The organism is Kushneria avicenniae (assembly GCF_900112585.1).
Taxonomy (GTDB): Bacteria; Pseudomonadota; Gammaproteobacteria; order Pseudomonadales; family Halomonadaceae; genus Kushneria; species Kushneria avicenniae.
The window spans coordinates 680,366-688,232 of record NZ_FOLY01000002.1 but is presented as its reverse complement, the minus strand read 5'-3'; the positions used below and the strand labels follow the sequence as shown (position 1 = coordinate 688,232).

8 protein-coding genes are annotated in these 7,867 nt (G+C 58.0%); 6 read left to right on the top strand and 2 right to left on the bottom strand.

The annotated features are described in order from the left end of the window. Nucleotides 1-392: 392 nt before the first annotated feature. Nucleotides 393-1,142: a GntR family transcriptional regulator gene (locus BM079_RS06440; protein WP_090132060.1), complete on the bottom strand. Its 750-nt coding sequence runs from the start codon at nucleotides 1,140-1,142 to the stop codon at nucleotides 393-395. Between the two features lie 161 nt (nucleotides 1,143-1,303). Between BM079_RS06440 and pabB the strand changes: the two genes are divergently transcribed. From pabB to BM079_RS06420, 4 genes are all read left to right on the top strand, one after another. Then, nucleotides 1,304-2,671, top strand: coding sequence for an aminodeoxychorismate synthase component I (gene pabB / locus BM079_RS06435; protein ID WP_090131919.1), 1,368 nt, complete (start codon nucleotides 1,304-1,306; stop codon nucleotides 2,669-2,671). 109 nt (nucleotides 2,672-2,780) lie between these two features. Further along, nucleotides 2,781-3,845, top strand: a complete 1,065-nt coding sequence (locus BM079_RS06430) for a FecCD family ABC transporter permease (protein WP_090131917.1) — start codon at nucleotides 2,781-2,783, stop codon at nucleotides 3,843-3,845. Beyond that, nucleotides 3,842-4,648, top strand: coding sequence for an ABC transporter ATP-binding protein (locus BM079_RS06425; protein WP_090131915.1), 807 nt, complete (start codon nucleotides 3,842-3,844; stop codon nucleotides 4,646-4,648). The genes BM079_RS06430 and BM079_RS06425 overlap by 4 nt, the downstream gene beginning before the upstream one ends. A 100-nt stretch (nucleotides 4,649-4,748) precedes the next feature. Further along, the gene (locus BM079_RS06420) at nucleotides 4,749-5,369 is read left to right on the top strand and encodes a phosphoadenosine phosphosulfate reductase domain-containing protein (protein ID WP_090131912.1); all 621 of its coding nucleotides are present in this window, start codon (nucleotides 4,749-4,751) and stop codon (nucleotides 5,367-5,369) included. A gap of 91 nt (nucleotides 5,370-5,460) precedes the next feature. On the opposite strand, the gene cysB is transcribed toward BM079_RS06420, so the two are convergent. Then, entirely contained in the window at nucleotides 5,461-6,432 is a 972-nt protein-coding gene (cysB, locus tag BM079_RS06415; RefSeq protein WP_090131909.1) for an HTH-type transcriptional regulator CysB, read from the bottom strand. A 169-nt stretch (nucleotides 6,433-6,601) separates the two neighbouring features. Here cysB and BM079_RS06410 point away from each other — a divergent pair, with 169 nt between their 5' ends. Further along, nucleotides 6,602-7,381, top strand: coding sequence for a sulfite exporter TauE/SafE family protein (locus BM079_RS06410; protein ID WP_322787934.1), 780 nt, complete (start codon nucleotides 6,602-6,604; stop codon nucleotides 7,379-7,381). Between the two features lie 123 nt (nucleotides 7,382-7,504). Further along, the gene (gene trxA, locus BM079_RS06405) at nucleotides 7,505-7,828 is read left to right on the top strand and encodes a thioredoxin (protein WP_090131907.1); all 324 of its coding nucleotides are present in this window, start codon (nucleotides 7,505-7,507) and stop codon (nucleotides 7,826-7,828) included. Nucleotides 7,829-7,867 lie beyond the last annotated feature (39 nt).

Here is a 7,867-nt window from a genome sequence, read left to right as displayed (position 1 = left end):
CTCTTGACGAGTGTTCGTCTGCTCGAATATCTATGTGACTGGTGTCACGCGAGCCAGACGCCCACACAAATTGCCTGATCGACTTGTTAAAGAGCATCTCGAAGATGTTGTCAGCGCCGTTGGCGGCTGCTTCGAGAGAGTGGGCATTTTACAGCCCTGCATCGAAAAGTCAATCTCTTTTTTTCGATGCGGAAGCAAGCGGCTGGAATCGAATCCGATTGAAGTAACCAAAACTCAAGTCAAAACAATCACCTGCAGACTTCCCCGCTGCCTCGTCGCCGTGTGCTCCGTGGCAGCGGATGCGTACTTTATAGATCACCCGCCGGGGACGCAACCCCTTTTTTCAAAAAGATTTCACATTGAGGTCTTGAAGCCATATCAATGGCGATGGCTCAATCGCGCAATGCGCGGCGTGGCAGGCTTTTCCTGCGACCTGCCGGGGCCTCCTGATCATCAAGCGACATGGCATAGCGCTCTGCCACTGTCTGCCTGGCAGCAATCACATGTCGACGCATCAACTGCTCTGCCAGCTCTTCATCACCGGATGCGATGGCATCCACGATGCGGTGATGCTCCATAAAGGCCCGCTGCGGCCGCCCTCCCCTGGCACTGTATTGAGTGCGATACAGCCTTACCAGATAGTAGAGATCATCGCATAGCGTGGTCATCAGCATTCGATTGTGGCTGCCACGCACAATCAGATAGTGAAAATCGAGATCACCCTCACGCTGATAGTAGGCTTCGGCCTGATCCAGATCGCCCTGCTCTTCATGGGCCACCAGCACATCACGCAGTGACTGTACTTCCTCTGCCGTCATGTGCCTGGCCGCCAGCCTGGCCGCCATGCTCTCCAGCGCTTCACGCATGTCGAAAAGCTCAAGCAGCTCACGCATTGACAGTTTGACCACTCGGGCGCCGACATGAGGTTCTCGCTCAATAAGCCGGTGTGCTTCCAGTCGACGCATCGCCTCGCGCAGCGGACCACGCGAAATGCCATAGGTCTGGGCAAGGCCGGGCTCGGTAATCTTGCTGCCTGCCGGCAGCTCGCCGCGTACGATGGCGTCCTGAAGCTGCTGAAAAACGCGCTCGGCAAGCGTTCGTGCCTCAAGAGGCGGCTCACTGGAAGAGTTTGTTGAAGTCATGGCATTGTCAACAATCAGGGAAATGCCATCACAGTACGACATCGCAGCGACAAAGACCAAAGTTCCCTCGTCAGATGGTGTTCTTTCCCTGAACAGGCAAGCCTGGTATTGCTCCGGTACTGCTAAACTGCTCGCCCCGTTAATGCCTGCGATACACGATCATGTCTGCCTATCCATTATTGATTCATCCCCTCCCCTACCGGGCTGATCCTGCCTCATGGTTCGAGAGACTGCGTCAAAGACCCGAGGCGATACTGCTTGACAGTGGCCGGCCTTACACCGAGTCGGGACGCTTTGACATCATGAGCAGCGATGCGCTCGACACTCTTGAAGTCGATGCAAAGGGCCACTACTACTGCACGGGAAAGCTGAATGCCACCACAGCACTGAACGCCCAGCGTGAACTCCTGCAACAGCTTGAGACGACACCGCCGGACGATTGCAAGGAGATTCCCTTTATCGGCGGACTCATGGGCTACTGGAGCTACGACTTCGGCCGCCTGCTGGAACGACTGGACAGTCGTGCCGCTGCCGATATCGATCTACCGCTGGCTCGTCTCGGCCTTTATGACTGGGCACTGATTCAGGACCATCACAAGCAGTGCAGCTATCTTGTCGCTACGGCCAAACGGCGCGATCAGGTACTGGCATGGCTTGAAGCCTCGGACGAGGCCGAGAAGCGTTCCTTTACGCTAACCGCGCCTTTCAAGGCAGACATTGATCGCGCCACCTATGGCGATCGCTTTCAACGGGTCAGTGACTATCTGCACGCCGGCGACTGTTATCAGGTCAATCTGGCCCAGCGCTTTCAGGCGCGATGTCAGGGAGACAGCTGGGAAGCGTATCGCAGACTGCGCCAGGCAACGCCTGCGCCCTTCGGAGCCCTGCTTTCATGGAGTGGTCGCGACGGCCGCGAGCGCAGCATCCTGTCCCTCTCTCCCGAGCGCTTTTTACATCTGCAGGATCGGCAGCTGACCACCAGCCCCATCAAGGGCACACGCGCCAGGGGCCAAACGGCCGAAGAGGATCAGCAACTGGCCGATGAACTGGCAGGAAGTCTCAAGGATCGTACCGAAAACGTCATGATCGTGGACCTGCTCCGCAACGATCTTGGCCGGGTCTGCCGCTCGGGTACGGTACGCGTACCGGCGCTCGCCGCGCTTGAGAGCTATCGCAACGTGCATCATCTGGTGAGCACTATTACAGGCGAGCTATCACCGACGCTTGATGCCATCGATGCACTGGCCGCCGCCTTCCCCGGCGGCTCCATTACCGGCGCCCCCCGTATTCGCGCCATGGACATCATCGATGAGCTGGAAGGCACTCGGCGCGGCCCCTACTGCGGCAGCATCGGCTATATCGATCAGCGCGGCGCCATGCACACCTCGATCACCATTCGCACCCTGTATAGAGAAGACGATGCCCTTTATGTATGGGGTGGCGGCGGACTGGTGGCCGATTCCGATGAAGAGAGCGAATACAGCGAGACACTGGACAAGATTCGTCATCTGATGCAGGCACTGGCATAAACTCGCCTGTACGCTCAGGCGGGCGATGTTTATGATTGATAACCATTCCAATCACCACGGGCCATGCTGCCCGCTGCACGAGAATGCCGATGAGCGCTGGTAGCCCTACATGACAGTCACCGCCCCTACTACAGACTCGAGTATCAACAAGTATCTTCAACGGCGGCGACGACACTACTGGCTGCTGGTCGTCACGGCAGTACTGACACTGTGTTCATTGGTGATCGATGTTGCCACCGGTCCCGGACAATACGGGCTTGGCGATGTTCTGCGCGCCATCGTGTCACCGGATGACGCCCCTCGGGCCATCGCCGTCATCGTCTGGGAAATTCGTCTTCCGGTGGCACTGATGGCCATCACGGTCGGCATGTCGCTGGCCAGCGCGGGCGCCGAGATGCAGACCATTCTCAACAATCCGCTGGCCGATCCCTTTACGCTGGGTATTTCGGCAGCAGCAAGCTTTGGCGCGGCGCTTGCCATCGTGCTTGGCGTGTCGCTTTTTCCAGCGGCCAGTGAGCTGCTGACCACGCTCAACGCCTTCATCATGGCCATGGTGGCCTCGCTGCTGATCTGGCTGGTCAGCCGCCTGCGCGGCGTCAGTGTACAGACCATGGTGCTGATGGGCATTGCCCTGATGTTCTTTTTCAATGCCACGCTCGGCATTCTTCAATATGTGGCCTCGGCAGAATCCCTGCAGCAGCTGGTGTTCTGGTCGCTCGGGTCACTGTCACGGTCCAGCTGGTCAAAAATCGGCATCGTGACCGCCGCCCTTGTCATTACGCTGCCCATCTTCTTTTTTGCCGGCTGGCGCCTGACAGCACTTCGCATGGGGGATCTGCAGGCACGAGCACTGGGCGTCAATGTCGGCCGCCTGCGCCTGACCGTACTGCTTTGCAGCTCACTGCTGGCCGCCACGGCCGTGGCCTTTGTCGGCATCATCGGTTTCATCGGGCTGGTAGGCCCCCATATCGCCCGCATGCTGGTTGGCGAGGATCAGCGCGTCTTTCTACCCATGTCGGCGCTGACGGGCGCGCTTTTGATGTCGCTGACGTCCATCGTGTCCAAGACACTGGTGCCCGGGGTACTACTGCCGGTCGGCATCATTACGGCGCTGATCGGACTGCCGTTTTTCATCTCATTGATTCTGAAAAGCCGACGTGAGGTGTGGGGATGAGTCTTGCGGTTGAATCACTGTCGGTTCGCTTTGGTCGTACCCGGATTCTCGACAATGTCAGCGGTCTGATAGCAAGCCCGGGCGAACTGACGGCCCTGATCGGCCCCAATGGCGCCGGCAAATCGACACTGTTGAAATCCATTGCCGGCATCGAGAAGTCGACCGGCCACATCAGCCTTGACGAGACGGCACTGAACACGCTGGACATCGCTCAGCGCGCTGGACGCATCTATTACCTGCCACAGGACATTACCTCCCGTGCAGCGCTCAGTGTTTTCGAAGCCGTTTTGCTGGCACGACGCACCGCGCATCGGTCAGACCGGCAGCAGGATCTGCAACGCGTGCAGCGCACCCTCCAGACGCTGGAACTTGATCAGTATGCCGAGCGCGATCTCGGCCAGCTTTCCGGTGGTCAGCGCCAACGGGTCGCCATCGCCCAGGCCGTGGTCAGGGAACCCCGAGTGCTGATGCTGGACGAACCCACCAGCGCGCTGGATCTGCATCATCAGCTGCAGGTGCTCGAGTGGCTGGTCGCCCTGGCGCAGGAACAGCAGATGATCATCGTCATTGCCATTCATGACCTGAGTCTGGCGGCGCGTTTTTCCCGCCACATGTGGCTCATGGGTGCCGGAGGCGTGGTCCGTGCTACCGGCGCGCCGGAAGAGGTGCTGACCGAGGAACGTCTTCGGGAAGTCTATGCCATCAAGGCACACGTTGAGTGGCCCGAGGGCGAGCCGCCGCGCGTGACGCCGCTGGCCGCCACGCGCCAGCTGGGCACGCCGACCGGCCAGCAGGACTTCTAAACTTCAAACCAAATGGTATTGGGGCGGAACACGGGTGATTTGCTATCGTGCCTGACATATCGCCCACGAGGCCTGCCGTTACCGAAGATGGAGACAGTAAATGTCGCTGAATATTGACGAGATCAATTCAAGACTGGGCAACGATCCCCAGGCACTGGTGGAATGGGCACTATCACTCGACAAGCGCCCGATCTGCACCACCAACTTTCGCCCCTTTGAAGCGGTCATCCTGCATATGGTGACCCGTGTTCGCCCCGACATCCCCATTGTCTGGATGGATTCCGGCTACAACACGCCTGCTACCTATCAGTTTGCCGATGAAGTAAGCCAGCAACTCGGTCTCCATCGCATCATCTACCTGCCCCTTCGTACCCGTGCGCATCGCGAGGCCGTCGAGGGTGCGACACCGGCTCTGGATGATTTCCGGCACGAAGCCTTCACCCAGGAGGTCAAGCTGGAGCCTTTCGAGCGTGCCCTTAGAGAAACCAGCCCTGGCGTCTGGTTTACCGCCCTGCGTGCCTCCGATACGGCTACCCGTGCGCAGATGCAGCCGGTCAGCATCAACCAGGACGGCCTGATCAAGGTTGCGCCCGTGCTGCACTGGAGCAGCAAGGACATGCACGAGTATCTGGTCAAACACGACCTGCCCAACAACTTTGACTATTTCGATCCCACCAAGGGTGAAGAAACCCGCGAATGCGGGCTGCACCTGCAGCACTGACTTCGGGCAACACATTGTCGCAGGGCATCAAAAAAGCTCGCCATGTGAATGGCGAGCCTTTTTGCATCATGCTTTCAGAAACGACCGATGACTAGCGCACCGGCAGCTCCATGTTTTCAAACAGGGCATTGTCGCCATGCGGGCTCGACTCGAGCGCTGCCTCGACCGTATCGCGGTCAAGATGAGCGGCGAACTCATGAATGAAGTCAAACATGTAATTACGCATGAAGGTCCCACGGCGAATACCGATTCGAGTCACCGAGCTTGCAAAGAGATGGCTGGCATCAATGGCCACGAGATCATGATCCGCCACCGGATCAACGGCCATATGGGCCACAATGCCCACGCCCAGCCCCAGCCGCACATAGGTCTTGATGACATCTGAATCCGCCGCCGTCAGCACCACGTTGGGCGTGATGCCATGCGCCTTGAAGGCATCGTCGAGCTGGGAACGCCCCGTAAACCCGAAGGTATAGGTGACCAGCGAATGCTGACCAAGCGCTTCAAGTGTCAAATGGGACGTTCCGGCCAGCGGATGATCCTTCGGCACAAGCACACACCGGTTCCAGCGATAGCACGGCAGTAGAATCAAATCGTTGAAAAGATCCAGTGATTCCGTGCAGATGGCGAAATCTGCCATGCCCTCACAGACCATCTGGGCAATCTGGCGGGGCGTGCCCTGCTGCATGTGCAGGGCCACATCGGGATAGCGCTGGGTGAATTCGCTGATGACGGCAGGCAGCGCATAGCGGGCCTGGGTATGCGTCGTGGCAATGGAAAGGCTGCCACGCCGGTCGTCACTGAACTCCTGAGCCACATGGCGGATATCATCCACCTTGCGAAGCACTTCACCGGCGAGCTCCACGATGGGCCGGCCGGCCGGCGTAATTCTCGTCAGATGCTTGCCGCTTCGTGCAAAAATCTCGACGCCCAGCTCATCTTCCAGCAGACGGATCTGTTTGGAGATACCCGGCTGAGAAGTGAAAAGGCTCTGCGCCGTGGCAGAAACGTTCAGATTATGCCGGGAAACTTCCCAGATATAGCGAAGCTGCTGAAGTTTCAAGGCATTAACCTCCTGCAAAGCAAGCCCGATAGCCGGAATACAAAGAGCGCAAAATCGAGCGCTAATGCTATCAGGGTCTAAAATAATGAACAATCATTCCTTTTCAGAATAAAAAATTACCCCTAGATTCCTGCAGCGCAAGGTTTTTGCCAACGCCACGAGATTCAGCATGTCACTTATCGATTTTCTGCTTTATGTACTTGCCGGCGCAGGTGTCGGCGTCGCCGTGGGTCTTTCCGGTATCGGCGGTGGTTCACTGATGACCCCTATCCTGCTGACCTTCGGCTTTCCTCCGCATATTGCCGTCGGGACCGACCTTTTGTATGCCGCCTTTACCAAGATCAGCGGTATTGCCAGCCACCAGAGGCAGGGGCATATCGACTGGAAGGTCATGCTGCGCCTGTCGGCCGGCAGCGTTCCTGCCGCGATCGTCACCGTCCTGCTGCTCAATCATTTCTTTACCGGAGCGCATGACTACAGCGGGCTGATTACCACCACCCTGGGCATCATGCTGATCCTCACCGCCATGGTATTGATCTTCAAGACGCCCCTTCAGCGCTGGACCAGTCAGGGCGATCGCTGGGTCAATCGCCACGTCGTGCCGCTGACGCTCCTGGCCGGCGTTATCCTGGGCATTTGCGTCACGCTGTCCTCGGTCGGTGCCGGCGTATTCGGTACGGCCGTGCTGATGCTGCTCTATCCCCTCTTTACCTCGGGGCGCATCGTGGGGACGGATATTGCCCACGCCGTCCCCCTGACGCTGGTTGCCGGTGGCGGCCACCTGTTTCTGGGCAACGTTGACTTTGCCCTTCTGCTGGCGCTGCTGGTAGGCTCCGTGCCGGCCATTCATCTCGGTGCGTGGCTGTCAAAATATCTGCCTGACAACCTGCTGCGCGCCATGCTGACGCTGCTGCTTTTGAGCATGGGCATTCGATATGCTTTTTTCTAGGGTCGAGGCCGGGTTAATCGCTTTGTTCAATGACCATCATCGCAGAGACACATTTGCCTCACTTACAGCGACCCGCTAACATCCCTTGTATACAGCCTGTACATGCAATCACTGGAGTAAATAATGGCTAATAATGTTGACGTTACCAGCGCCAATTTCGACCAGGAAGTCATGCAGGCTGACAAGCCTGTCCTGCTGAAATTCTGGGCGCCCTGGTGTGGTCCCTGCAAAATGATGGCCCCCGTTGTTGACGAAGTGGCCGAAGAGAAGTCCGGCGAACTCAAGGTCGTCAGCATCAACGTTGATGACGCTCAGGACATCGCTGCTGAACAGGGTGTACGTGGTGTTCCAACCGTAGTCATGTTCAAAAACGGTGCCAAGGTCGCCTCTCTGGTCGGCGCACAGTCCAAGACGCAGCTGGTGCAGTTCATCGATCAGAACGCCTGATTCAGAACACATCCGGTAGCAAAAAAACGCTCCTTTCGG